Consider the following 25,321-nt stretch of genomic DNA (forward strand, 5'->3'; position numbering starts at 1 on the left):
CCCCCCCCCCCCCCCCTCGCTTATTATCCACGCACAAGCCCGCCAACTCGACTTCTGCCGGGGGGGGGGGGTCGGAGAGGTGTATTAGAGCCAGCCCCATGAGCGACCAGCACTCTACTGAAGCCACTCACGAATACGCTGACTCCGAACACGTCGAACACACCTCCTCCGGTACCGGCCTGGCCCTGCCCGGCCAGAACCTGCCGGACAAGGTCTATATCATCCCCATCCACAATCGTCCCTTCTTCCCGGCCCAGGTGCTGCCGGTCATCGTCAACGAAGAACCGTGGGCCGAAACCCTGGAATTGGTGGCCAAGTCCGAACATCATTCCCTGGCGCTGTTCTTCATGGACACACCCCAGGAAGACCCGCGTCATTTCGACACCTCGAAGCTGCCGCTGTACGGCACGCTGGTGAAGGTGCACCACGCCAGCCGGGAAGCCGGCAAATTGCAGTTTGTCGCCCAGGGCCTGACCCGCGTGCGCATCCGCACCTGGCTCAAGCACCATCGCCCACCGTACCTGGTGGAGGTCGAATACCCGCACCAGCCGAGCGAGCCGACCGACGAGGTCAAGGCCTACGGCATGGCGCTGATCAATGCGATCAAGGAACTGCTGCCGCTCAATCCGCTGTACAGCGAAGAGCTGAAGAACTACCTCAACCGCTTCAGCCCCAACGACCCTTCGCCACTCACCGACTTTGCCGCCGCGCTCACCTCCGCCACCGGCAATGAACTGCAGGAAGTGCTCGATTGCGTGCCCATGCTCAAGCGCATGGAGAAAGTGCTGCCGATGCTGCGCAAGGAAGTCGAAGTGGCGCGGTTGCAGAAAGAGATTTCCGCCGAGGTCAATAACAAGATCGGCGAACATCAGCGCCAGTTCTTCCTAAAGGAGCAGCTCAAGGTCATCCAGCAGGAACTGGGGCTGACCAAGGACGACCGCAGCGCCGACCTCGAGCAGTTCGAGCAGCGGCTGGAAGGCAAGGTGTTGTCGGCCCAGGCGCAAAAGCGTATCGAAGAGGAGATGAACAAACTCTCGATCCTGGAAACCGGCTCGCCGGAATACGCCGTCACCCGCAATTACCTGGATTGGGCGACGTCGGTGCCGTGGGGCGTGTATGGCCAGGACAAACTCGACCTCAAGCATGCGCGCAAGGTGCTCGACCAGCACCACGCCGGCCTGGACGACATCAAGGACCGCATCCTCGAATTCCTCGCCGTCGGTGCCTATAAAGGCGAAATCAGTGGTTCCATCGTGCTGCTGGTGGGCCCGCCGGGCGTGGGCAAGACCAGTGTCGGCAAATCCATCGCCGAGTCCCTGGGCCGGCCATTCTACCGCTTCAGTGTCGGCGGCATGCGCGATGAAGCCGAGATCAAGGGCCATCGGCGCACTTACATCGGTGCCCAGCCGGGCAAACTGGTGCAGGCGCTCAAGGATGTCGAAGTGATGAACCCGGTGATCATGCTCGACGAAATCGACAAGATGGGCCAGAGCTACCAGGGCGATCCGGCCTCGGCCTTGCTGGAGACCCTCGACCCGGAACAGAACGTCGAATTCCTCGACCACTACCTGGACCTGCGCCTGGACCTGTCGAAAGTGCTCTTCGTGTGCACCGCCAACACCCTGGACTCGATCCCCGGGCCGCTGCTGGACCGGATGGAAGTGATCCGCCTGTCGGGCTACATCACCGAAGAAAAAGTCGCCATCGCCAAGCGCCACCTGTGGCCCAAGCAACTGGCCAAGGCCGGCGTGTCCAAGGGCAGCCTGAGCATCAACGACAGCGCCCTCAAGGCCCTGATCGACGGTTACGCCCGCGAGGCCGGGGTGCGCCAGCTGGAGAAACAGCTGGGCAAACTGGTGCGCAAGGCGGTGATGAAGCTGATCGAAGAGCCAAAAGCGGTGATCAAGCTCGGGCCGAAGGATCTTGAGGCATCCCTGGGCAAACCGGTGTTCCGCAACGAACAGGTACTGTCCGGCGTCGGGGTGATCACCGGCCTGGCCTGGACCAGCATGGGCGGCGCGACCTTGCCGATCGAAGCGACGCGCATCCACACCCTCAATCGCGGCTTCAAGCTGACCGGGCAACTGGGCGAGGTGATGAAGGAGTCGGCGGAAATCGCCCACAGCTACGTCAGTTCGCACCTGAAGCAATTTGGCGGCGATCCGAAGTTCTTCGACGAGGCCTTCGTTCACCTGCACGTGCCGGAAGGCGCCACGCCCAAGGACGGCCCGAGCGCCGGCGTCACCATGGCCAGCGCCTTGCTGTCCCTGGCTCGCAACCAGCCGCCGAAAAAAGGCGTGGCCATGACCGGCGAACTGACCCTCACCGGGCATGTCCTGCCCATTGGTGGCGTGCGCGAGAAGGTCATCGCGGCGCGCCGGCAGAAGATCAACGAACTGATCCTGCCGGAAGCCAACCGGGGCAATTTCGAAGAACTGCCGGACTACCTCAAGGAAGGCGTGACGGTGCACTTTGCCAAGCGGTTTGCGGATGTGGCGAAGGTGTTGTTCTGATGTTCCTGTAGCGGCTGGACTGGCCTCATCGCGAGCAGGCTCGCTCCCACAGGGTTCGGTGTGGATCACAAATGCTGTGAACACCACAAATCCCCTGTGGGAGCGAGCCTGCTCGCGATGAGGCCCTCACAAACAACACTTCTCCAGCTGACACACCCAGTAGCATCTTCGGTTATGCTCGCCGTTCGTCGTGAATGCCGGAGCCCATATGTCCCTCACTCGCCTGCTCGTCCCCCTCAGCCTCGCGCTGCTGAGCGCCTGCGCCACGCAAACCAGCCACAACGTGACCGTGGAAAAACTGAGCCAGTGCCCGGTCCGGCTCAACAACGGACAAAACCTGATCCTGAGCCTGCCCAGCAACCCCAGCACCGGTTACCGCTGGGCGATCCAGGATTCGGCCGGCGGTGTGTTGAAAGGCCTCGGGCCGGAGGTCTATCGCAACCCGGAAGACGCCGGCATCGTTGGCGCTGCCGGTGTCTCGACCTGGCGCTTCCAGGCGTTCAACGCCGGCACCGGGCGCTTGCGCCTGACTTATCAACAGCCCTGGGCACCGGAAGTGCCGCCGGTGGAAACCTTTGACTGCGCCATTGCGGTGAACTGACCGTGGGCTGGCTGATCCTCGCACTGATGGGTGCGGCCACCTACCTGTACGGCTTGGCCATGCATGCCACGTTGCTGTGCCTGCTGGTCAAGCCCATGCCGGTGCTGGCCCTGCTCGGCTGGCTGCACGATGCGCCGCCCGGCGACTATCGACGCTGGATCAGCCTCGGGCTGATTTTTTCCCTGGTGGGCGATGTGCTGCTGGCCTGGCCGGGGGATCTGTTCGTGTTCGGCCTCGGCGCGTTTCTGCTGGCACACCTGGCCTACCTGAAAGCCTACCTCAGCGACTGTCGCCGCCCGGCACTGCGGCCGTTGGCCCTGGCCTTGGGCATCGGCGCGGTGCTGTTGGGGATCCTGGTGTCGAGCGGTCTCGGGCCGTTGCTGGTGCCGGTGGTGGTTTATGGTTTGGCCATCAGCGCCATGCTCTGGCGAGCGTTGGCAAGATTGGGCACCGATGTACCCAAGCGTTCGGCCTGGCTGGCCGCCGCCGGGGCGCTGGCCTTTGTGCTTTCCGACAGCCTGATCGGCATCAACCGGTTCGTGCAGCCCTTCCATGCCGCGCCTTACCTGATCATCATCAGTTACTGGCTGGGGCAATGGGGCATTACCGCGTCGGCGTTTCCGCAAAACATCGTTAAACAGAGATCAAAAATGTGGGAGCGAGCTTGCTCGCGATAGCGGTGGGGCAGTCAGCACCTTTATCAACTGACTGTCCGCTATCGCGAGCAAGCTCGCTCCCACAGGGTTTTTGGTTAAAATGCCGGCCTTTTCACCACCCATGCCGCTGGAACCGCCGTGAGCAAAGACCCCGACCGTCTATTCGCCCAACCCCTGGCCCAAGTGCCGGACTTCGCCTTCAACGAGGACGTGGTGCGGGTGTTCCCGGACATGATCAAGCGTTCCGTGCCGGGTTACCCGACCATCGTCGAAAACCTCGGCGTGCTCGCCGCGCAATTCGCCCAGCCCAATAGCGTGCTCTACGACCTTGGCTCGTCCCTGGGCGCCGTGACCCAGGCCCTGCGCCGTCATGTGCGCACCGACGGTTGCCGGGTGATCGCGGTGGATAACTCGGCGGCGATGGTCGAACGCTGCCGTGAATACCTCAACGGCCAGGACTCGATGTTCCAAGAGCTGCTGCCGGTGGAAGTGATCGAAGGCGACATCCTCGCCCTGGCGTTCCAGCCGGCCTCGGTGGTGGCGCTGAATTTCACCCTGCAATTCCTCGCGCCGGACCAACGCACCGCACTGTTGAGCCGCATTCGCCAGTCCTTGCTGTCGGGCGGAGCCCTGATCCTCTCGGAAAAGCTACGCTTCAACGACGCCGAGGAACACGCCCTGCTCACCGACCTGCACGTGGCGTTCAAGCGCGCCAACGGCTACAGCGAACTGGAAATTGCCCAGAAACGCAGCGCCATCGAAAACGTCATGAAGCCCGACAGCCTCGAAGAACACCGCGAGCGCCTCTTGGCGGCCGGGTTCTCGAAAGTCGTGCCGTGGTTCCAGTGTCTTAACTTCGCCTCGTTGATTGCCCTGCCATGATCGATCTGTCCCCCCTCGCCCGCCATCTGGCCGGCACGCCCCTGGCCGATTGGGCCGCGACGCTGCAGACGCAACTCGACAGCAAGATGGAAAAGGGCCACGGCGACCTGGAGCGCTGGCAAAGCGCCCTCGATGCGCTGCCGGTCTTGCAACCCACCACCGTCGACCTGCTGAACGGCCTGACGCTCGACGCTGATTGCTCCGACGCAACCCGTGGGCAAATGCGTACCGCGCTGATGGGCCTGTCACCCTGGCGCAAAGGGCCGTTCGACCTGTTCGGCGTGCACGTGGACACTGAATGGCGCTCGGACTGGAAGTGGTCACGGGTGGCCCCGCACTTGGACCTCAAGGGCAAGCGCATCCTCGATGTGGGCTGCGGCAACGGCTACTACATGTGGCGCATGCTCGGTGCCGGGGCTGACACGGTGATCGGCGTTGATCCCAACTGGCTGTTCTTCTGCCAGTTCCAGGCGGTGCAGCGCTACCTGTCGCAGCCCAACGCCTGGCATCTGCCGTTCCCCTTCGAGGCCCTGCCAGCGGAACTGGAAGGCTTCGACACCGTGTTTTCCATGGGCGTGTTCTACCACCGTCGCTCGCCGATCGAACACTTGCTGGCCTTGAAGGATTGCCTGGTCAAGGGCGGTGAACTGGTGCTGGAAACCTTGGTGATCGAAGGCGACGAACACCAGGTGCTGGTGCCCGAAGACCGCTACGCGCAGATGCGCAACGTGTGGTTCCTGCCGTCGGTCCCGGCCTTGGAACGCTGGCTGCGCCGCGCCGGGTTCAGCGATGTGCGTTGCGTGGACGTGAGCCTGACGACCGTGGAAGAACAGCGCAGCACCGAATGGATGAAATATCAGTCCCTGAGCGACTTCCTCGACCCCGCCGACCACAGCAAGACCATCGAAGGGCTGCCAGCGCCGATGCGGGCGGTGATTGTGGCGCGTAAATAACCAGTCCAAGCACCACAAAACCCTTGTGGGAGCGAGCTTGCTCGCGATGGCGACCTGACATTCAACAGAGATGTCGCCTGACAGACCGCTATCGCGAGCAAGCTCGCTCCCACAGGGGGTCAGTGTTCAGTCTGAAGGTTTGGCTCTTCGGGCCTTGAAGAACTCGCTAAGCACCGTACTGCACTCCTCAGCCAACACCCCGCCCTCGAACAGCACCCGATGGTTCAGGAAGCCCTGGCTGAAGAACTGCCCCTGGCTCTGCACGATGCCGGCCTTGGGCTCCAGGGCGCCATAGACAACCCGGGCGATGCGTGAATGGACGATCAAGCCGGCGCACATGCTGCACGGTTCCAGCGTCACGTACAGCGTGCTGCCGGGCAGGCGATAGTTGCTCACGGCCTGGGCGGCGGCGCGGATCGCGACCATTTCGGCGTGGGCGCTGGGGTCGTGACCACTGATCGGGCAATTGAAGCCGCGCCCAATGATTTCACCGTCCTGCACCAGCACTGCGCCCACCGGCACTTCGCCCAGGGCGGCGCCTTGTGCGGCAAGGGCCAGGGCTTCGCGCATGAAGTCCTGGTCACGGCTGCGGTCGATGATCTTGGCGGGGCGAATCTGGCGCATCACGCCACCTCGATGGCGGCCATCAGGCCGGTTTCCATGTGGTCGATCACATGGCAGTGGAACATCCACACGCCTGGATTATCCGCCACCAGCGCCACCTGCGCCCGCTCGTTCTTGCCCAGCAAGTAGGTGTCAGTGAAATACGGCACGACCTTGTGCCGGTTCGACGCAATCACCTTGAAGCTCATGCCGTGCAAATGGATCGGGTGCTGGTACTGGGTCATGTTCTTCAATTCGAAAATGTAGCTCTGGCCTTTCTTCAGCGTGGCGATCGGCCGGTCGGCGCAGGTCTTGTCGGTGATGTCCCAAGCCTTGCCGTTGATTTGCCACAGGCTTGGCGGTTTGCCGTTGTCGACATTCACCGACACCGAGCCGACCCATTCGAAATTGAAGTTGAGTTTCTCGGCATTGGCCAGGTCCGGCTCGGCCACCGGGTTGGGCGGCAATGCTGGCGGCCATGGGGTCGGCGCGTCATTGTTCGGCACCGAGCGCAACGTACCCAGGCGCACCGGGCCGTTGCGCAGCGATAACGCCTCGCCAGCCGGCGGTGCCTTGATCGCCAGGCAAATGCGCATGCCTGGCCCCAGCCAGTATTCCTTGCCCAACGGGCGCGGTTCGATGGGGTTGCCATCCAGCGCATAGATCTGCGCTTCAGCACCGGGGATGTTGATGCGGTACGTCAGGGTGTTGTCGAGGTTGAGCAAACGCACCCGGGTGATCTGCCCGGCCGGCAGATCGATCACCGCCTGTGGCACGCCGTTGATGGTCGACAGCCGCCCGGCCGTGCCGCCACGGGCCGCCTCGCGAGGAATGCTGAACGCGACAAACTCGCCCTGCTCATCCACATGCCAGCTCTTGAGGCTCAGGGTCTGCTCGTATTTGAAACCGGTGGGCTCGCGCTCTTCGATGAGCAACGGCCCCACCAGCCCACGCCCGAGTTCTTCGCTGCTGTTGACGTGGGGGTGATACCAATAGCTGCCGGCGTCCGGCACACGGAATTTGTAATCGAAGTACTCGCCCGGCAGCACCGGCAGTTGCGAGACATAGGGCACGCCGTCCATCTCCAGCGGCAAACGGATGCCGTGCCAATGAATGGTGGTGGCGCCCGGCAGATGGTTGATGAAACGAACCCGCAACCATTCGCCCTGGCGCACCCGCAACTCGGTACCCGGTGCCGAGGGGCCAAACGCCCAGGCCTGGGTCTTGTGCCCGGCCACCAGCTCCACATCCAAGGGCGCGGCTATCAATTCATAGTCGTGACCGGCCTCGGCATCAGCCATCTTCCCCAGCCAATACCGCGACGCGCCGCCTGCACCCACACCAACGACAACAAGACCGGCCAGGCCACCGAGTATTTGGCGACGGGTAAAGGACATGAACGCAACCACCTATTGAATCCGCGCGAACCGTTGGGCCCGCAAAAGGCGAATACGATACACCCGCAGATGAGAAACGGTAAGGAAACCAAGATGAAAAAAAAACGTGTGGACGTTATTCCACAGCATTTCCCCGACAGGAGATCGAGCGTGCAGTGTGTTTTTACACCACGCGGCGTAAAAAAAGCCAACGCCGCCGCGACGATGAACAAGGCCGGCACATCGCCGAGCAAATGACCGTAGTGAGACGCCCCATCCATCCCGACGCCAAACGACTGAACAGCCATGATTGCGCCGTGCACGACGCTCGACCACACGGTGAACCCGATCAGGCTCAGGTGCTTCATCGGCTCGCGGGACGCCGTCAGCAGGAACACGCCGAGCGTTGCGTAAATACCGACGATCATCAGCGGATAATCGGAATGGCCGCTATGCCACGCCCAGCCGGACGGCCATAGGAGCATCAATGGCCAGATCGCGAAGACGGCGATCAGACCGACCACGATCAAAACGATGCGCAAGGCGGCGAGTTTTTGAGTGTCATTCATGGCGGCTCCTTATTGCGATGTGCTTGCCACCGCAATGGCTGCCAGGAGTATAGAACGCGTGAGGAATTCCCACCGATCTCCCTCGTGCCGAAGCGCTTTTGTGGCTTTCACTGGGCTGCGCAGCAGCCCAAAATCATCATTGCGGTGTGCCAGATTGATTTAGCCTGTTTGGATTGGGGGCGCTTCGCACCCCAGCGGGAGCAAGCTCCCTCGCCACGGTTTTGGGCGTTGATGGGGCGATGAGGTATGCCTTCCAGATCCCATCATTGCAAACACCGAGGGTTTCCACGCCGAACCGCTTTTGTGGCGAGGGAGCTTGCTCCCGCTGGGCCGGTCCGACGCTTTGGGCGCAGCAGCCCCCGACAACTAGCCCGGCAAGCCGGTAATCAGATGCACCACGCCGTTGTCGAGCGTCATCACGCCCGTCACACCGGCCTCGCTCAACCCGACCCGGTCTATCCGTGCCACATCCCGCAATTCCACCCGCAGCCGCGTCAACGCCACGGGCTGATGGGACTTGAGGTTTGCCGCGCCACCCAACCCGGCAATGATGGCCGGCGCCAGCCCTTCAATCGCTGCCGGTCGATTGGGCTCTTCGGGTACCAGGTCCGGGGTCAGTGCTTTCCAGAAGGCATGTTGCAGTTTGTCGAACATGTTCAATGCTCCATGGCCAGGGTGGCCGGGTTGGCCGTGGATGAGTGAGTACGCAGGAGGTCACGCACCTGCTCCGCGCTGTCCTGGCCCAAGGCCTCTTGGGCCAGCGTTCGGCACTCGCTCAGGTTCCATTCTCGCACGCAGGCCTTGATCGCCGGAATCAGCGGCACACTGACTGACAACTCGTCCACGCCCAACCCCAACAACAGCGGCACCGCCAGGGGTTCCGAGGCCAGCGCGCCACACACTCCGACCCATTTGCCATGGGCGCGAGCGGCCTCGACCGTACGGGCGATCAGGCGCAACACCGAGGGATGCAGGCTGTCGGCCTGGCTGGCCAAACGTGGATGGTCACGGTCCATGGCCAGGGTGTATTGGGTCAGGTCGTTGGTGCCGATGGAAAAGAAATCCACTTCAGGGGCAAACAGGTCAGCCATCAGCGCCGCCGCCGGCACTTCGATCATGATGCCCAGCTTCGGCGCCTGCGTGAGTCCCAACTGACGGACCTCCTCATCCAGCATTTGCCGCGCCAGGCGCAGCTCCGCCAGGTGCGTGACCATAGGCAGCATGATGTGCAGCCGTGCCAGCCCCGAACAGGCGAGCATTGCCCGGAATTGTTCGCGCAATAACTGGGGTCGCTCCAGGCACAAGCGAATGCCGCGCATGCCCAGGAATGGATTGGCCTCATGCGCCATCGGCACGTAAGCCAGCGGCTTGTCCCCACCCACGTCGAGGGTGCGAACCACCAGGTTGCGCTCAGGTCCGAGAACCCGGGCGACGGCGCTGTATAGGGTCGCTTGCTCGTCGTGGCCAGGTGGGTGGGCGCGATCCAGGTAGAGCAGTTCGGAGCGCAACAGTCCCACACCTTCGCCGCCGAGGGCCATGGCCTGCTCCACGTCTCGCAGCGACCCGACATTGGCACTGACCTCGACTCGATGGCCGTCCAGGGTACGAGCCGCCAGGGCCGACTGTTCCAGGTCTCGCTGATGTCGCTGGCGCTGCCGCTCACCCGCGACCTGGCGTTGCTCGATCAAGGCCTGATCCGGGTTAACGTGCAGTTCACCGCTATCAGCGTCCAGCAACACCCGAGTGCCGTTCTCCAGGGCCCACGCGCCTTGCGCCACGCCACACAACGAGGGCAGGCCCAGCGCCCGGGCCAGGATCGCGACATGGCTGGTGGCGCCGCCGCCCACGGTGACAAAACCGGCGATGCGTGAGGTGTCGAGGCGGGCGGTCTGGGAGGGCGTCAGTTGCTCGGCCACCAGAATCGCCTGTTCGGGCAGGTTCCAGGCGTTGTCCTGCACGCCCAGGATCAACTTGAGCACCCGCTGCCCGACATCGGCCAGGTCCGTTGCGCGCTCGGCCAGCAGAGCGCCGCCCAATTGCTGGAACAGCGCGGCGCTCGCCTCGGTGGCGGTTTTCCAGGCGAACGCCGCGCTCTTGCCCGCGGCGATCAAGGCTTGGGCCTGCTCCAGCAAGGTGGGGTCTTCGAGCAATTCTTGATGGGCACGAAAAATCTGCGCCTGGACGCTGCCTGCCGCCTCGCCCTGTAATGCTTTCAAGGCTTGCGTCGCCTGCTCCAGTGCTTGATCCAGGGCCGCCTGCTCGGCCTCGATGCCGACGCCCGCCGCCTCGATGTCCAAGACCTGGGAAGCGATCTGGACCACTTCACCAAACGCCGAGCCGGGCGATGCGCAGACACCCCGCAGCCGGCCGGGCATCGACGCTTCGACGGCGGTGATCGGCTCCAGTGTTAGCGGCGCTTGCACTGTTTCGCCGCACCCTGACAGCAGCAATTGTTCCAGCGCTTCGATGGCCTGCCCAGCCTGGGCACCGGCGGCGCTGATCTGCACACTGTCGCCCTTGGCCGTCTGCAACGCCATGATCGCCACCAGGGATTTGGCGTTGGCGCTGGCTTGCTGCTTATGCAGTTGGATATGGGCGTCGAAGCCCTTGGCCGCCTGGGCGAACACCGCGGCAGGACGGGCGTGCAGGCCACTTTCATTGGGCACGACCAGCCGCCGGGAAAACAGCACCGTGCCCGGCTGCGCCTCGTCGGCCGCTCCCTGCTCATCTGAGCGCACCTGCAACAGCGGCGCGCCGCTCTCGATGCCAGTGGCCTCGTCCACGAGCAGGCTGAAGGGTTCGCCACTGACTACCAGCATCAGCGTCAACAGACTGCGCGCGTGCAAGGCGATGTAGTCGGCATCGAAATCGATCAGCGGCTGACCGGCCTCGACCCGTTGCCCCATGGTCACCCGCGAGGTGAACCCCTTGCCCGCCAGGTTGACCGTGTCCAGGCCGATATGCATCAGCACCTGGACACCGTTGTCAGCGGTGATACTCACCGCATGGGCGCTGTCCTGGAGCGTGCCGACGACACCGGACAGCGGCGCGCAAAGGGTTTGCGAGGTCGGATCGATACAAATGCCATCCCCCACCACACGGCTGGAGAAAACCGGATCCGGCACGCTGTCCAAAGGCATCAAGACCCCGGACAGCGGTGCGAGCAATTGCAAGGATTGCGTTGTGTTCATGACTTCACCTGCTGCTGTCTGTTCTTTTTCGCATCGCGGGTACGCCGATCAGCGACCCGCGCCTGCACGGGTCATTTCCACCAGTATTCGACCTGCAGGCCCACGTTGGAACCATGCCGCGCCCCACCAAACGCACCGGTGTCGGACAGCGCCGAGCCGGCCGCCAACTCATTGGCTGCACGCTGGGCCGCCGCGTTCCAACTGGCGTAGGTGTAATAGAGCCGTATTTCCGGACGCGCCCAGAATTCCGGGCCCTTGGGCGACCAGGTGGGGGCAAAGGTGAACTTGCTCAGCTTGCGTGTTCCATCGTTGGCCTGCACCTGGTCGTGGCCCAGTTCGGCCACCAGCTTGAACTGATCGGTGATGGCGTACGCCGGGCGAACTCCCAATGACAGCCAGTCCTGGTCGGTGCCGTCGGGGCGGATGTCCTTCTGGTACACCGCCTGCACCTGCCCGCCGAAACGCGGCGTGACCTGCCAATCGAAAAACTCCACCAGACGATAGCTCTTGTTGCTGTCGTCCAGCCCGGTGTCGCCGGTATAACCCAGCCCGGTGCCGGGGCCCTCGCCGTATTGCAAGGCCAGTTTATTCTTGCCACCCAGGAAGTCCTGTTGCACATGCTGGGCGGTCAAGGCCCAACCGCGGTGGGCGTCACGACGGTTCGCCCGGTCGATGAAGCTCAAGCCAAATTCCAACTCGCCGCCAGGGTTGGTCCTGAAACCGGCGACGTTGAAGTCATGCCGGTTGACCGGGTCTTTCTGGTAGAGGTTGTCCTTGCGCGAGAAGGCGTAGCTGTATTTCAACCCGCCGATCAGCACGTCCTCGATCCCGCCACCAGTGGCGCTCTGGTTCCAGTAGTAGAAATCCGAAATATGGATGTCGTTGCGTTTGTAATACCGCCGGCCGGCCCACAACGACCCGCCGTTCAGGCTGGGCATGTTCGACCATTGGGCATACATCTGCGGCATGCGCGCCGCGCCGTTTTCACCCTGGAAGGTCGGCGTGCGGTCGTAGCGGTTGTACAGCGACGCCATGCCGTCCACGCTCAACACCGAGCCATCGTCGAGGGTGAACAGATCCTGGCGCAGCTCCAATTCCCCGTACTGCTCGCACTCGTTGCCCAACCGATATTTGGTCTGCGCTCCAGGCAACTGGAAACAGGATTGGGAACGGCCATTGGTCGCGCTGCCGACGCCACTGCGCAAATAACCGGAAAACTCCAGCGCCTGAACCGGTAACGGCAGCGCCAGGCAGATACAGGACGCGGCCAGGCCACGGTTTATTATTGTTTTCATACGCCTCTCCATTGTTTCTTATTGTTGTTTGCTCCATGACTTCCCCCCTTGTTTGCCGTTTGGCCGGCGACAAAGGGCCCACGATGCGTCTGGCGCAACGTGTTCGCTTTCAGGCATTGCCTGGGTCAGGGGAAGTTTTTTATTCAGTCGCTCAGGTGCAGCACGAACGACTCGTAGGGCCGCAGGCGCAGCCGTCGGTATCGGTGTTCACCCGCTTCGTAGTTGCCAATCACCCAGCGTTGTTTCGTCTCTTGGGTGAGGACCCCTTCGGGCAGCTCCACCTCGCAGTCGCCCCCATAAAAATGGCTGACCACCAGCAGGCGCTCACCCTGCCCTTCGCGCAGGTAGGCCCACACGTGCGGATGCTCAGGCAACAGCAGGCGATAGACGCCGTCCTGGATCAAGGCTTCGCTGCGACGCAGGGCGATCAGCTCGCGGTAGTAATGCAGCACCGAGGTCGCGTCTTTTTGTTGTTGCTCGACGTTGATGAACGCGGCGTTGGCAGGCACGCCAATCCAGGGGTCGGCCCGGCTGAACCCCGCGTTCGGCCCGGCGCTCCATTGCATTGGCGTGCGCCCGTTGTCACGGGACTTCTGCATGATTGGCGCCATGGCCTCGGCCTCGGGGACTCCGGCGTTGCGCTTGAGGCGATAGATGTTCAGGGTTTCCACATCGCGGTATTGCTCGATGTGATCGAAGCCCGGATTGGTCATGCCCAGCTCCTCGCCCTGGTACACGAACGGCGTGCCCTGGAGAAAGTGCAACGCCGTGGCGAGCATCTTCGCCGAAGGCACGCGGTACTCACCGTCGTCGCCAAACCGCGACACCACTCGCGGCTGGTCATGGTTACACCAGAACAGCGCATTCCAGCCGCCACTGGCCTGCATGCCGACCTGCCAGTCGGACAGGATGCGTTTGAGTTCGAGAAAGTCGAAGTCGGCCCGCACCCACTTTTGCAGGTTCGGGTAGTCCACCTTCAGGTGATGGAAATTGAAGGTCATCGACAGTTCGCGGGAAGCCGGGCATGAATAACGAACACAGTGCTCGAGGCTGGTGGACGCGATCTCGCCAACGTTGATCAGGTCGAAACCCTCGAAGACTTCCCGGTGCATTTCCTGCAAGTAGCGATGCACATTGGGACCGTCGGTATAGAAACGCCGGCCGTCGGTGTGGTCGTCAGGAAAGTCGGCCGGCTTGGAAATCAGGTTGATCACATCGAGACGGAAGCCCCCCACGCCCTTGTCCCGCCAGAAACGCATCATCTTGAACACTTCGGCGCGGACCTGGGGGTTGTCCCAGTTCAAGTCGGCCTGGGTATGGTCGAACAGGTGCAGGTAATACTGGCCAGTCTGGGCCTCGTACTCCCAGGCCGAGCCACCGAACTTGGACTCCCAGGTGTTCGGCTGGTCCCGCCAGATATAAAAATCGCGGTACGGGTTGTCGAGGCTGCTGCGGGCGGCCTGGAACCAGGGGTGCTCGATGGAGGTGTGATTGACCACGATGTCGAGCATCAGCTTGATACCGCGCTTGCGCGCCTCGGCGATCAACAATTCGCAATCGGCCATGGTGCCGTAGCTGGGGTCGATGGCGTAGTAGTCGCTGATGTCGTAGCCATTGTCCCGTTGCGGCGAACGCAGGAACGGCGTCAGCCACAGGTAGTCCACACCCAGCCAGTGCAAGTAGTCGAGCTTGTCCACTACCCCCAGCAAATCACCGGTGGCCTGGCCGCCATGGCTGTAGAAACTCTTGGGGTAGATCTGGTAGATCACCGAACGTTGCCAGTCTTGCATGTGCGTTCCCTTCAGTCTGTTTTGTACCGGCCCCACAGGCCTCATCGCGGGCGAGCCCGGCTCCCACAGGGCTTAGGCCACCCGATAGCCCGGCCGGACGATCTTCATGCTCAACGCGCAGGTCAGGGCAAAGGGCACGCTCATGGCGATGACCATGCCGACCACGAACATCGGTATGTAGTCCGGCACGATGGAAATGAACCCCGGCAGGCCTCCCACGCCAATCGCCGAGGCCTTGATCTTGTTCAACGACAGGAAAATACAGCCCAGGGCCGAGCCGGCCAGGGCGCAATAGAAGGGGAATTTGTAGCGCAGGTTGACCCCGAACATCGCCGGTTCGGTGATGCCGAAATAAGCGGAAATCGCCGAGGTGGACGCCATGCTCTTGTCCCGCGCATTGCGGGTCATGTAGAACACCGCCAGCGCCGCGCTGCCCTGGGCCAGGTTGGACATGACGATCATCGGCCAGATGAAGGTGCCGCCCTGGGTTGAGATCAATTGCAAGTCCACCGCCAGGAACATGTGGTGCATGCCGGTCACCACCAGCGGCGCATAAAGCAGGCCGAAGATCGCCCCGCCAATCACCGGTGCCAGGTCGAACAGCGCCACCATGCCTTCGGTGATCAGGATGCCCAGGTGGCGGGTGACCGGACCGATGATGGCGAGGGCCAGCACCCCGGTAATCACGATGGTGGTGATGGGGATCACGAGCAGTTGGATCGCGTTGGGCACCCTGGCCCGCAACCATCGTTCGATCACGCTCATGACATAGGCCGCCAGCAGGATCGGCAGGATCTGCCCTTGGTAGCCGACTTTCTCGATCCGGATCCAGCCGAAGATATCGAAATACGGCAGGCTCTGGCCGTCCAGTCCCGCCACGGCCTTGCCGTAGTTCCAGGCGTTGAGCAGGTCCGGGTGGACGAGCATCAGGCCCAGCACGATGCCAAGGATCTCGCTGCCGCCGAAACGCTTGGCCGCCGACCAGCCCACCAAGGCCGGGAGAAAGACGAAGGAGGTGTTGGCCATGAGGTTGATCAGGCTCCAGACGCCGTCCAGGTTCGAATAGGCATCGAGCAACGTCTGCCCGGCAATGAACATGCCCTTGGCGCCCAGCAGGTTGTTGACGCCCATCAGCAGGCCGGCGATCACCAGGGCGGGCAGAATGGGCATGAACACATCGGAGAGCACCCGCACCAGGCGCTGCATGCCGTTGCCCTTCTGCGCGCCCTGGCGCTTGACGTCGGCGATGGTCGCGGCGGCCAGGCCGGTCAGCTCGCGCAGGGCGGCGTAGACCTTTTCCACCTCGCCGGGGCCAATGACCACCTGGAACAGGCCTCCGGTGAAAAACGAGCCCTTGACCAGGTCGATCTGGTTCAGCGTGGCACTGTCCACCCGGGCCGCGTCCTTGAGGGACAGGCGCAGGCGCGTCACGCAGTGGGCGGCCTGCTCGATATTGTCGACGCCACCCAAGCTGTGCAGCAGCTCGCTGGCGATTCTGGAGTAATCGTGGCTCATGCTTTTTTCTTCCGCGTCATTCTTGTTATTGAGAGTCGACAGCACGTGGAAGAGAAAGTACTCGTCTGTACGAGTTAAATCAACAACTCGTACAGACGAGTTATGTTTTTGTTTATGATGAGCCCCCGACTGTCCCGGAAACGTCCTACGCTCCTGTGGTCAAACGGTGACAGCTGAATGGACAAATCCCCCACTTGGCCCGTAAGGTTCCGCCCCGGTGAACAGCGCGGTACAGAGCCCCCCCATGAGCAAATACAACCAGATCTACAACGATCTGCTGACCAGCATTACCACCGAACGCCTGGAGCGAGGCGCCCGCCTGCCCTCCGAAACCGAATTGATGGACAGCTATCAGGCCAGTCGTGGCACGGTGCGCAAGGCCATCGAGCAACTCCAGGAGCGCGGCTTCGCCCAGAAGATCCATGGCAAGGGCACCTTCGTGCTGTCCACCCAGCCCATCGAATTCCAGCTCGGCGGCATCGTCAGTTTCCAGGAGACCTACCCGCGCCTGGGCAATGACGTCAGTACCGAAGTGGTCGAGTTCAGCCAGTTACCGTTGGAAGGCGCGCTGCTCGAGCACATCAAGGCCCCCGCCGGCAGCCAGGTCACCCGCATCAAGCGGGTCCGGCGAATCGATGGCAAGCGCGTGATCCTGGACATCAACCATTTCGTCAGCGACGTGATCCCGGGCCTGACCCGCGACATCGCCGTGCAGTCGATCTACGCCTTCATCGAACAGACCCTGCAACTGCAAATCGCCTACGCCCAGCGCACCATCGAAGCGGTCCGCTGCGGCAAGGACGACCAGCAGCACTTGGACCTCGAAGGCCAAAGCCATGTCATCGTGGTGAGTAACCAGACCTTTCTCCAGGACGGCCGGCAGTTCGAGTACACCGAATCGCGGCATACGCTGGATAAGTTTTATTTTTCGGATGTGGCGCGGCGGTGAAATCGGCGGTGGCCGCCTGAGTGGCGGCCAGGGCGTGCTTCAGTAGTTCCCGACGTGGGTTGCCCACTGCATCATGAATGAATCAGTTTGGCCGACGGCACCGCGCGGCGGACGTCGCCCAGAGCGCTAAGCACTGCCTTGGCTGCATCTGGAGCATCGCGAGTGAATTCAAGCGCCAGCCGCCCAGACCGACCAATGCCTACCAGCGCATCGTCGCAGCCAGCTTCACCCAATCGCTCGACCAGTCCATACGGGTCACGGTTATCTTCAGCAAGCTGGTATTTCAAGGTAAAGGTATATTCCATTGTTCTGTTCCTCAGCATCGTTATGCGACAGCGTTTCGCGAGGCATGCCGGCGAAATTCCCGCGGGGCTTCGCCGGCCGATGATAAGCACTTCTCGGTGCCCGATGAGGCGGGGAATCGTAGCGAAAGGTGACTGAACCGCCAGGCGACATTCCCTAACAGGGAGCGAAGGACAAGCGTGGGCAAGCCAGGGACAACAATAGGAAATTTGGCATGGATGGGCGCAGACCGCTTGGAACCGCCTCTATCCCTGTGGCGCGGGGGCTTGCTCCCGCTGGGATGCACAGCAGCCCCAACCCCTCATCGCGGTGTGTCAGGTTGATCCTACCCGCTTGAATTGGGGGCGCTTCGCACCCCAGCGGGAGCAAGCTCCCTCGCCACGGTTGCGTGTTTGGCTGGCAATGACGCGAGCCTTTCAAGTCTCATCACGTCAGTGACAAAGTGCTGATCCAGCAACTGAAGTATCTGGAAGCCGACCGCGTGCTGGCGCGGACCGACTACAAGGAGGTGCCGAACCCCAAAGCGCCAAAAGCCCGCAATCAAGCGGGCTTCAGGGTGTTCCTTGCTAGAGGTTACCGGTCAGCGCCGGACGCCCCATCACTCCCACTCAATCGTCGCCGGCGGCTTGCTCGACACGTCATACGTCACGCGAGAAATGCCTTCGATTTCATTGATGATCCGCCCGGAAACAGTCTCCAGCAGCTCGTACGGCAGGTGTGCCCAGCGCGCGGTCATGAAGTCGATGGTTTCCACGGCGCGCAGGGCGACGACCCAGGCGTAGCGACGGCCATCGCCGACCACGCCCACCGATTTCACCGGCTGGAACACCACGAACGCCTGGCTGACCTTGTGGTACCAGTCGGCCTTGCGCAGTTCTTCGATGAAGATGTGGTCGGCGCGACGCAGCAGGTCGGCGTATTCCTTCTTCACTTCACCGAGGATCCGCACGCCCAGGCCCGGGCCCGGGAATGGGTGGCGGTAGACCATGTCGTACGGCAGGCCCAGTTCCAGGCCGAGGCGACGCACTTCGTCCTTGAACAGTTCGCGCAGCGGCTCGACCAGCTTGAGGTTCATCTCTTCCGGCAGGCCACCGACGTTGTGGTGGGACTTGATCACGTGGGCCTTGCCGCTCTTGGCGCCGGCCGACTCGATCACGTCGGGGTAGATGGTGCCCTGGGCCAGGTACTTGATGTTGTCCAGCTTGCAGGATTCGGCATCGAACACGTCGATGAAGGTGCGGCCGATGATCTTGCGTTTCTTCTCCGGGTCGGACTCGTCGGCCAGGTTGTTCAGGAACTGCTCTTCGGCGTTGGCGCGGATCACCTTGACGCCCATGTTCTCGGCGAACATGGCCATCACTTGCTCGCCTTCGTGCAGGCGCAGCAGGCCGTTGTCGACGAAGACGCAGGTCAGCTGGTCGCCGATGGCCTTGTGCAGCAGCGCGGCAACCACCGAGGAGTCAACGCCGCCGGACAGGCCCAGCAGCACGTTGTCGGTGCCGACCTGGGCGCGGACTTGGGCGATGGCGTCTTCAGCGATCTTCGACGGGGTCCACAGGGCTTCGCACCCGCAGATGTCGAGGATAAAGCGCGACAGGATCCGGCCGCCCTGCTTGGTGTGGGTCACTTCAGGGTGGAACTGCACGCCGTAGTAGCGGCGGTCATCGTTGAACATGCCGGCAATCGGGCAGCTCGGGGTGCTGGCCAGGATGTGGAAGTCTTCCGGCATCTTGGTGACCTTGTCACCGTGGCTCATCCACACGTCCAGGCCGAACAGGCCGTCGGCGTCGACATGGTCCTCGATACCGTCCAACAGGCGGCTCTTGCCGACCACGTCGACGCGGGCGTAACCGAACTCACGCAGGTCCGAACCTTCGACCTTGCCGCCCAGCTGTTCAGCCATGGTCTGCATGCCGTAGCAGATACCGAAGACCGGCACGCCCAGGTCGAACACGGCTTGCGGGCAGCGTGGGCTGTCGGCTTCGTGCACGGACTCGGGGCCGCCGGCGAGGATGACGCCTTTCGGAGCGAATTCGCGAATCGCTTCGTCATCCATGTCGAACGGATGCAGTTCGCAATACACGCCGATCTCACGCACGCGGCGGGCGATCAGTTGGGTGTACTGGGAACCGAAGTCGAGGATCAGGATGCGGGGAGCGTGAATGTCGAGGGCCATGACTCATTCTCATGTAGTGAATCAGAAACAACTCGGGGCTGAATGAACAGCCCCGGTGATTAACGTTTTGCTGGAAGCCTTAACCTACACGGTAGTTCGGCGCTTCCTTGGTGATCTGCACGTCGTGGACATGGGACTCGGCCATGCCGGCGCCGGTGATGCGCACGAATTCCGGCTTGGTGCGCATCTCTTCGATGTCAGCGCTGCCGGTGTAGCCCATGGAAGAACGCAGGCCGCCCATCAGTTGATGGATGATGGCGCTCAGGGTGCCCTTGTATGGCACGCGACCTTCGATACCTTCCGGCACCAGCTTCTCGGCACCCGCCGAGGAGTCCTGGAAGTAACGGTCGGAAGAGCCCTGGGCCTGGGACATGGCGCCCAGCGAACCCATGCCGCGATAAGCCTTGTAGCTACGGCCCTGGAACAGCTCGATCTCGCCCGGCGCTTCTTCGGTACCGGCGAACATCGAACCCATCATCACGCAGTAGGCACCGGCAACGATGGCCTTGGACAGGTCACCGGAGAAACGGATACCGCCGTCGGCGATCAACGGCACGCCAGTGCCTTCAAGGGCAGCGGCGACGTTGGCGATGGCGCTGATCTGCGGCACGCCGACACCTGCGACGATGCGGGTGGTGCAGATCGAGCCAGGGCCGATACCGACCTTGACGGCGTCGGCGCCGGCGTCGGCCAGGGCCTTGGCGGCTGCGCCGGTGGCGATGTTGCCACCGATCACCTGCACGTCAGGGAAGTTCTGCTTGACCCAGCGAACGCGGTCGATCACGCCTTTGGAGTGACCATGGGCGGTGTCGACCACCACCACGTCAACGCCGGCATTGACCAAGGCGGCGACGCGGTCACCGGTGTCCTTGCCGGTGCCGACGGCGGCGCCGACGCGCAGGCGACCTTGGTCGTCCTTGCTCGCCAGCGGGTAGGCCTTGGCTTTTTCGATGTCGTTGACGGTCATCATGCCCTTGAGGGCGAATTTGTCATCGACGATCAGCACGCGCTCGATGCGGTGCTTGTGCAGCAACTCGCGGACGTCGTCCTTGCTGGTGCCTTCCTTGACCGTGACCAGGCGCTCTTTAGGCGTCATCACTTGGCGGACGGAAGCATCCAGGCGGTTCTCGAAACGCACGTCGCGGGAGGTGACGATGCCGACCAGGTCGCCATCGTGCAGCACCGGAACGCCAGAGATATTGTGCATGCGGGTCAGTTCGAACAGATCCCGGACCGTGGCGTCAGCCTCGATGGTGATCGGATCCTTGACCACGCCAGCCTCGAACCGCTTGACCTTGCGCACTTCGGCGGCCTGCTGTTCGATGGTCATGTTCTTGTGGATGATACCGATACCGCCTTCCTGGGCCATGGCAATGGCCAGACGGGCTTCGGTCACGGTGTCCATGGCAGCGGAAACCAGGGGGATATTCAGTTCGATGCCACGGGTGAGACGGGTTTTGAGACTGACTTCGTTAGGCAGTACCTCGGAATAACCGGGCACTAGGAGAATGTCGTCGAAGGTCAGAGCTTCTTGGCTGATACGCAGCATCGCGGGGGCTCCCGAGCGGGAAAATGGAAGCGCGCCATTATACTCATGCACCCCGTCTGGCTCAATGTAAAACTCTGTCTATTATTGGCGGGGTGATTGACGGGGCTGATCACTGCGCTCCGGTCATACACCGAACCCGTGGCGAGGGAGCTTGCTCCCGCTCGGTCGCGCAGCGGCCGCAGACATCTTGGGGCCGCTTCGCAGCCCAGCGGGAGCAAGCTCCCTCGCCACAGGGATTGCATGCTTCCTCACATTACAACTCCACCCTCACCCAACTCACCGGCTGATCCAGCCAATCGGCGAATTCATCGAGGAATTCCTGCTTGAACCCCGCCTCCAGCCAGTTATTGAAGATGAACCCCAGGTTGGAAAAGCCGCACGGCTGCAGGAACAGAAAGCCATTGATGTCATCTTCATGACCGCACTCGGGACAGGTGAAGTTGTCGGTGCGCCCTGGCATCCAGTCTTCCAGGCTTTCGAACAGCGCTTCGCCAATCTCCCGGCGACACTCGGCGCAACCGGCTTCTTCAAGAAAGCCCTTGGCCGGCGTATAGATGCAGCGCTTGGTGATGATCTCCAGGCCATTGACCGGCTCGCCGAACGGCAGTGCGTCGGGATGCAGCACCACGTCGCGGGCACCGGGGGCGATGGCGTGGGCCATGCGACTGCCGGTGCGCCCGCAGGTGGTCAGTTGTTCTTCGACGATGTTCTTGCGCACCAGCCAGCGCACGATTGCCCGGGCCCGAGGCTCGTGGACCGGCAGGGTGGAAATTTTCGGGACGATGATGCTTTGCGAATTCATGGCGAGGCCTGGAGGTTTCCCTGGCGGTTCTTATAAAGGGCCGGCAGCTTAATCCCTGGCTGGGCCAGGTCAAGCACTCAGGTAGCGCCCGATCAAGGCGATACCGCTGGCGAGCACCAGCCAGGTGACCAGTCGCACGAACGCTTCGCGCGACAACCTCATGGTCAAGCGACGGCCCACCCACAACCCCAGCGCCATGGCCGGCAACAAACACAGCGCCAGTACCAACAAGGGTAGCTCGGCATACACCCCGGCGATGATAAACAAGCTCAAGCGCACCACGGTGCTGCAACTGATCAAAGCACTTTGCGTGGCACGGGCCGGGTCCTTGGGAAGGCGACTGTTCAGGTAGATGGCATACAAAAAGCCGCCACTGCCAAACAACGCCCCGAACATCCCGCCCACGGTGCCCATTGGAAACGCCCACGACGAAGACAGCTGCGTCGGCCGGGTCTTTATCAACAGGCTGTAGATGGCATAAGCGCAGATGAACAGCCCCATCAACAACAGCAACAAGTCGGACTTGAGGTTGAGCAGGAAAATCACCCCGAGAGTGCAACCCAGCGCCATGCACGGCAGCAACCGCAGCAGTTCCGGCCGGGACACGTCCCGACGCGAGGGCAACAAATTGCCGAAAGCCGCGACAAAATCGAGCAAGACCCGCAGCGGGACGATTTTCGACAGGGGCATGAACAACAGCAGGATCGGCGCCGCCACCAGCGCCGTGCCAAACCCGGCGATGCCGAACACGATGTAGGCCAGGACAATGGCCGAGGCGATCACCAGCCATTCCATCGGGGCAAATGCCCACTGGCCCAACCATGGGAGAAGATTCATCCGGCACTTCCTTGATGAGGAGAGCGGGGACTTTAGCCAGATGTGTCGGGGCAGATCCAGTATTTGTGGTGACTGACCTATCGCCTTCGCGAGCAAGCCCGCTCCCACAGGGAGAAATCAGCGATCTGAAGGTTGATGCTGTACCTGTGGGAGCGGGCTTGCTCGCGAAGGGGACGACTCGGTCTGACAGAAAGCGCACAGGAGGATTTGTTTTCACACATGGAGATTCACCAACGAATCCCCTTATCATGCCGCCCATGATTAAAGATCCCTTTGCCCGACTGGGCCTGGACCGCGAAGTCCTGACTGTCAGCCAGCTCAACGGCCGCGCGCGGGTGTTGCTCGAAGACGTGTTCAGCAACATCTGGGTCGAGGGCGAGATCTCCAACCTTGCCCGCCCCGCCTCCGGCCACGTGTACTTCACCCTCAAGGACAGCGGCGCCCAGGTGCGTTGCGCGCTGTTCCGACAGAACGCCGCACGGGTGCGCCAGGCTCTGAAAGACGGCTTGGCGGTGAAAGTGCGCGGCAAGGTTTCGCTGTTCGAGGGCCGTGGCGACTATCAATTGATCCTCGACACCGTGGAGCCGGCCGGCGATGGCGCCCTGCGTCTGGCCTTCGATGCCCTGAAGGAAAAGCTCAGCGCCGAAGGCCTGTTCAGTGCCGAGCGCAAGGTGCCGCTGCCAGCCCATCCGCAACGCATCGGCATCATCAGCTCGCCCACCGGCGCGGTGATCCGCGACATCATCAGCGTGTTCCGCCGCCGCGCGCCGCAGATATCCCTGACCTTGATTCCCACCGCCGTGCAAGGCCGCGAAGCTACCGCGCAAATCGTCCGCGCCCTGAAACTGGCCGATGCCCGCGGTTTCGATGCGCTGATCCTGGCCCGGGGCGGCGGTTCGCTGGAAGACTTGTGGTGCTTCAACGAAGAAGCCGTGGCCCGGGCGGTGGACGCCTGCGTCACGCCGATCGTCAGCGCCGTGGGCCATGAAACCGATGTCTCCATCAGTGACTTCGTCGCTGACGTCCGCGCCCCGACCCCGTCCGCCGCCGCCGAACTGCTGGCGCCGGATGCCGGCGACCTGGTGCGCCGGGTCGAAAGCCTGCATCGCCGACTGGTGATGCGCATGCGCGACCGGCTGATGCGCGATCAACTGCGCCTCGAGGGTCTTACCCGGTGCTTGCGCCATCCCGGTGAACGCCTGCGCCAGCAGGCCCAGCGCCTCGACGACCTGGACATGCGCATGCGCCGGGCCTTCGAGCGCAGCCTCAATACTCGCCGCGAACGGCTGATCCGCCTGGAAACCCGCCTGGCCGGGCAGCATCCGGGCCGCCAACTGGCGATGTTGCGCCAGCGTCTGGACAGCCTCGCCGAACGCCTGCCCCGGGCCATGCGCGAAGGGCTCAAGACGCGACGCGTGCAATTGCACAACCAGATGCAGACGCTGCACATCGTCAGCCCCCTGGCGACCCTCGGTCGCGGCTACAGCATCCTGCTCGACGAACGCGGCCATGCGATCCGCAGCGCCGGGCAAACCCAGACCGGCCAACGCCTGACCGCCAAGCTCGGCGAAGGCGAACTGCTGGTGCGGGTCGAAGACAATCACCTGACGCCGGGCACCCTTTCTTTACTGGATTGATTCATGCCGCGATATCTCGCCCCCTTGTTCCTGCTGTGCCTGACCGTCAACGCCCACGCTGACAGTTACATCACCCGCTTGCTGAACAAGCCGGTGCCCGGCGTTGTGGCCGTGGTGGACCTGGGCAGCGCGGCCCAGGCACCAAAATCCACTTACCAGGGCAAACCGGTGCTGGTGGTGAAGGAACAACAGAACTGGCTGGCGAGTGCCGGCATACCGCTGACGGTCCAGCCCGGCACCCAGCAGATCAGCAGCGCCGGCACGACCCAACCGTTCGTGGTCGGCTACAAGAAGTACCCCGAGCAGCACATCACCCTGAAGAACAAGCGCCAGGTCAATCCGAACCCGGCGGATCTCAAGCGCATCGACGCCGAGCTGGCGGTGCAACTGAAGGCTTACCGGAGCTTCAGCCCGAACATCCCCAGCAACCTGTTGCTGGACAAACCGGTCAACGGCCCGCTGTCGAGCAAGTTCGGCGTGCGCCGTTTCTTCAACGGCGAAGAACGCAACCCCCCCGCCGGCCTGGACTTCGCCGTGCCCGCCGGCACGCCGATCAAGACCCCGGCCGCCGGCAAGGTGATCCTCACCGGCAATTACTTCTTCAATGGCAACACCGTATTCGTCGACCATGGCCAGGGCTTCATCAGCATGTTCTGCCACATGTCGAAGATCGACGTGAAGGTTGGCCAGCAACTGGCCCGGGGCACTGTGGTGGGCAAGGTCGGCGCCACCGGCCGGGCGACCGGGCCGCACATGCACTGGAACATCAGCTTGAATGATGCGCGGGTGGATCCGGCGATTTTTATCGGGGCGTTCCAGCCCTGAGTGTTTGTGGTGAGGCTACTGGCCTCATCGCGAGCAAGCTCGCTCCCACATGGGGATTCCAGTGAACATAACATTTGCAATCAACACAGATCCCCTGTGGGAGCGAGCTTGCTCGCGATGACGGCAGTCGCATCACCGTCTCCTGCGGATTGCCAAGCTAAAAACATCGACGCAATTTCCAGGAACCTAATCCAGAACATGCGCGATTAAATCCCGCAAATCAGTTCCAAAACAGAACTTCTCCCAATTTTTTCCGACTGCTTGCAACCCCCCGTCCACGCGGTTAGGGTTGAGGACAT

Annotated in this window: 19 protein-coding genes and 3 pseudogenes; 9 read left to right on the forward strand and 13 right to left on the reverse strand. The window is 62.5% G+C overall.

From position 1 onward, the window contains the following. The first annotated feature begins 98 nt into the window (after window positions 1–98). The 5 genes from lon to cmoB all read left to right on the forward strand — a co-directional run bounded on the left by lon (window position 99) and on the right by cmoB (window position 5,605). On the forward strand, window positions 99–2,513 hold the full coding sequence (lon, locus tag HGO40_RS20475; RefSeq protein ID WP_250964509.1) for an endopeptidase La: 2,415 nt from the start codon (window positions 99–101) through the stop codon (window positions 2,511–2,513). Between the two features lie 208 nt (window positions 2,514–2,721). Then, window positions 2,722–3,114, forward strand: coding sequence for a protease inhibitor I42 family protein (locus HGO40_RS20480; RefSeq protein ID WP_186705434.1), 393 nt, complete (start codon window positions 2,722–2,724; stop codon window positions 3,112–3,114). A 2-nt stretch (window positions 3,115–3,116) separates the two neighbouring features. Further along, window positions 3,117–3,791: a lysoplasmalogenase gene (locus tag HGO40_RS20485; RefSeq protein WP_250964510.1), complete on the forward strand. Its 675-nt coding sequence runs from the start codon at window positions 3,117–3,119 to the stop codon at window positions 3,789–3,791. Between the two features lie 117 nt (window positions 3,792–3,908). Further along, the gene (cmoA, locus tag HGO40_RS20490; protein ID WP_250964511.1) at window positions 3,909–4,652 is read left to right on the forward strand and encodes a carboxy-S-adenosyl-L-methionine synthase CmoA; all 744 of its coding nucleotides are present in this window, start codon (window positions 3,909–3,911) and stop codon (window positions 4,650–4,652) included. Further along, window positions 4,649–5,605: a tRNA 5-methoxyuridine(34)/uridine 5-oxyacetic acid(34) synthase CmoB gene (gene cmoB / locus HGO40_RS20495; RefSeq protein WP_250964512.1), complete on the forward strand. Its 957-nt coding sequence runs from the start codon at window positions 4,649–4,651 to the stop codon at window positions 5,603–5,605. The genes cmoA and cmoB overlap by 4 nt, the downstream gene beginning before the upstream one ends. A 126-nt stretch (window positions 5,606–5,731) precedes the next feature. Here the strand turns inward: cmoB and tadA are convergent, their stop codons facing one another. The 8 genes and pseudogenes from tadA to treP all read right to left on the reverse strand — a co-directional run bounded on the left by tadA (window position 5,732) and on the right by treP (window position 15,944). Beyond that, window positions 5,732–6,229, reverse strand: coding sequence for a tRNA adenosine(34) deaminase TadA (tadA, locus tag HGO40_RS20500; RefSeq protein WP_250964513.1), 498 nt, complete (start codon window positions 6,227–6,229; stop codon window positions 5,732–5,734). Next, window positions 6,229–7,605, reverse strand: a complete 1,377-nt coding sequence (locus tag HGO40_RS20505) for a multicopper oxidase family protein (protein WP_250964514.1) — start codon at window positions 7,603–7,605, stop codon at window positions 6,229–6,231. Before HGO40_RS20505 ends, tadA begins: the two co-directional genes overlap by 1 nt. A gap of 170 nt (window positions 7,606–7,775) precedes the next feature. Then, window positions 7,776–8,153, reverse strand: a pseudogene (locus HGO40_RS20510) (DUF6632 domain-containing protein); the annotation flags it as partial. Window positions 8,154–8,519: 366 nt separating this feature from the next. Next, a complete protein-coding gene (locus HGO40_RS20515) occupies window positions 8,520–8,807 on the reverse strand; it encodes a PTS sugar transporter subunit IIB (protein WP_250964515.1) in 288 nt (95 codons plus the stop codon). A 2-nt stretch (window positions 8,808–8,809) separates the two neighbouring features. After that, the gene (gene ptsP / locus HGO40_RS20520; RefSeq protein ID WP_250964516.1) at window positions 8,810–11,344 is read right to left on the reverse strand and encodes a phosphoenolpyruvate--protein phosphotransferase; all 2,535 of its coding nucleotides are present in this window, start codon (window positions 11,342–11,344) and stop codon (window positions 8,810–8,812) included. 71 nt (window positions 11,345–11,415) lie between these two features. After that, window positions 11,416–12,639, reverse strand: a complete 1,224-nt coding sequence (locus HGO40_RS20525; protein WP_250964517.1) for a maltoporin — start codon at window positions 12,637–12,639, stop codon at window positions 11,416–11,418. A gap of 143 nt (window positions 12,640–12,782) precedes the next feature. Beyond that, the gene (treC, locus tag HGO40_RS20530; protein WP_250964518.1) at window positions 12,783–14,429 is read right to left on the reverse strand and encodes an alpha,alpha-phosphotrehalase; all 1,647 of its coding nucleotides are present in this window, start codon (window positions 14,427–14,429) and stop codon (window positions 12,783–12,785) included. 72 nt (window positions 14,430–14,501) lie between these two features. Beyond that, the gene (treP, locus tag HGO40_RS20535) at window positions 14,502–15,944 is read right to left on the reverse strand and encodes a PTS system trehalose-specific EIIBC component (RefSeq protein ID WP_250964519.1); all 1,443 of its coding nucleotides are present in this window, start codon (window positions 15,942–15,944) and stop codon (window positions 14,502–14,504) included. Window positions 15,945–16,188: 244 nt separating this feature from the next. Between treP and treR the strand changes: the two genes are divergently transcribed. Continuing rightward, on the forward strand, window positions 16,189–16,893 hold the full coding sequence (treR, locus tag HGO40_RS20540; RefSeq protein ID WP_186705424.1) for a trehalose operon repressor: 705 nt from the start codon (window positions 16,189–16,191) through the stop codon (window positions 16,891–16,893). A gap of 80 nt (window positions 16,894–16,973) precedes the next feature. Here the strand turns inward: treR and HGO40_RS20545 are convergent. Further along, window positions 16,974–17,198: pseudogene (locus HGO40_RS20545) on the reverse strand (DNA-binding protein); the annotation flags it as partial. 428 nt (window positions 17,199–17,626) lie between these two features. Between HGO40_RS20545 and HGO40_RS20550 the strand changes: the two are divergent. Next, window positions 17,627–17,710: pseudogene (locus HGO40_RS20550) on the forward strand (winged helix-turn-helix transcriptional regulator); the annotation flags it as partial. An 84-nt stretch (window positions 17,711–17,794) separates the two neighbouring features. Here HGO40_RS20550 and guaA read toward each other — a convergent pair. The 4 genes from guaA to HGO40_RS20570 all read right to left on the reverse strand — a co-directional run bounded on the left by guaA (window position 17,795) and on the right by HGO40_RS20570 (window position 22,560). Then, entirely contained in the window at window positions 17,795–19,372 is a 1,578-nt protein-coding gene (gene guaA / locus HGO40_RS20555) for a glutamine-hydrolyzing GMP synthase (RefSeq protein WP_250964521.1), read from the reverse strand. A 79-nt stretch (window positions 19,373–19,451) separates the two neighbouring features. After that, a complete protein-coding gene (gene guaB, locus HGO40_RS20560) occupies window positions 19,452–20,921 on the reverse strand; it encodes an IMP dehydrogenase (RefSeq protein WP_186705413.1) in 1,470 nt (489 codons plus the stop codon). 253 nt (window positions 20,922–21,174) lie between these two features. After that, window positions 21,175–21,723: a sugar ABC transporter ATPase gene (locus tag HGO40_RS20565; protein ID WP_250964522.1), complete on the reverse strand. Its 549-nt coding sequence runs from the start codon at window positions 21,721–21,723 to the stop codon at window positions 21,175–21,177. Between the two features lie 69 nt (window positions 21,724–21,792). Then, the gene (locus HGO40_RS20570) at window positions 21,793–22,560 is read right to left on the reverse strand and encodes a sulfite exporter TauE/SafE family protein (protein WP_250964523.1); all 768 of its coding nucleotides are present in this window, start codon (window positions 22,558–22,560) and stop codon (window positions 21,793–21,795) included. Between the two features lie 257 nt (window positions 22,561–22,817). Between HGO40_RS20570 and xseA the strand changes: the two genes are divergently transcribed. Together xseA and HGO40_RS20580 are read left to right on the forward strand one after the other, a co-directional pair. Beyond that, the gene (gene xseA, locus HGO40_RS20575) at window positions 22,818–24,197 is read left to right on the forward strand and encodes an exodeoxyribonuclease VII large subunit (RefSeq protein ID WP_250964539.1); all 1,380 of its coding nucleotides are present in this window, start codon (window positions 22,818–22,820) and stop codon (window positions 24,195–24,197) included. A 3-nt stretch (window positions 24,198–24,200) separates the two neighbouring features. Further along, window positions 24,201–25,022: a peptidoglycan DD-metalloendopeptidase family protein gene (locus tag HGO40_RS20580; protein ID WP_250964524.1), complete on the forward strand. Its 822-nt coding sequence runs from the start codon at window positions 24,201–24,203 to the stop codon at window positions 25,020–25,022. Window positions 25,023–25,321: the final 299 nt, after the last annotated feature.

It is taken from the genome of Pseudomonas sp. CG7 (assembly GCF_023701885.1).
Classification (GTDB): Bacteria; Pseudomonadota; Gammaproteobacteria; order Pseudomonadales; family Pseudomonadaceae; genus Aquipseudomonas; species Aquipseudomonas zanjanensis.

Excerpts from the sequence above, each read along its gene's own strand:
- lon (WP_250964509.1), top strand. The coding sequence starts at position 99 with ATGAGCGACCAGCACTCTACTGAAGCCACTCACGAATACGCTGACTCC.
- HGO40_RS20480 (WP_186705434.1), top strand. The coding sequence starts at position 2,722 with ATGTCCCTCACTCGCCTGCTCGTCCCCCTCAGCCTCGCGCTGCTGAGC.
- cmoB (WP_250964512.1), top strand. The coding sequence starts at position 4,649 with ATGATCGATCTGTCCCCCCTCGCCCGCCATCTGGCCGGCACGCCCCTG.
- tadA (WP_250964513.1), bottom strand. The coding sequence starts at position 6,229 with ATGCGCCAGATTCGCCCCGCCAAGATCATCGACCGCAGCCGTGACCAG.
- HGO40_RS20505 (WP_250964514.1), bottom strand. The coding sequence starts at position 7,605 with ATGTCCTTTACCCGTCGCCAAATACTCGGTGGCCTGGCCGGTCTTGTT.
- HGO40_RS20515 (WP_250964515.1), bottom strand. The coding sequence starts at position 8,807 with ATGTTCGACAAACTGCAACATGCCTTCTGGAAAGCACTGACCCCGGAC.
- ptsP (WP_250964516.1), bottom strand. The coding sequence starts at position 11,344 with ATGAACACAACGCAATCCTTGCAATTGCTCGCACCGCTGTCCGGGGTC.
- HGO40_RS20525 (WP_250964517.1), bottom strand. The coding sequence starts at position 12,639 with ATGAAAACAATAATAAACCGTGGCCTGGCCGCGTCCTGTATCTGCCTG.
- treC (WP_250964518.1), bottom strand. The coding sequence starts at position 14,429 with ATGCAAGACTGGCAACGTTCGGTGATCTACCAGATCTACCCCAAGAGT.
- treP (WP_250964519.1), bottom strand. The coding sequence starts at position 15,944 with ATGAGCCACGATTACTCCAGAATCGCCAGCGAGCTGCTGCACAGCTTG.
- treR (WP_186705424.1), top strand. The coding sequence starts at position 16,189 with ATGAGCAAATACAACCAGATCTACAACGATCTGCTGACCAGCATTACC.
- guaA (WP_250964521.1), bottom strand. The coding sequence starts at position 19,372 with ATGGCCCTCGACATTCACGCTCCCCGCATCCTGATCCTCGACTTCGGT.
- guaB (WP_186705413.1), bottom strand. The coding sequence starts at position 20,921 with ATGCTGCGTATCAGCCAAGAAGCTCTGACCTTCGACGACATTCTCCTA.
- HGO40_RS20565 (WP_250964522.1), bottom strand. The coding sequence starts at position 21,723 with ATGAATTCGCAAAGCATCATCGTCCCGAAAATTTCCACCCTGCCGGTC.
- HGO40_RS20570 (WP_250964523.1), bottom strand. The coding sequence starts at position 22,560 with ATGAATCTTCTCCCATGGTTGGGCCAGTGGGCATTTGCCCCGATGGAA.
- xseA (WP_250964539.1), top strand. The coding sequence starts at position 22,818 with ATGATTAAAGATCCCTTTGCCCGACTGGGCCTGGACCGCGAAGTCCTG.
- HGO40_RS20580 (WP_250964524.1), top strand. The coding sequence starts at position 24,201 with ATGCCGCGATATCTCGCCCCCTTGTTCCTGCTGTGCCTGACCGTCAAC.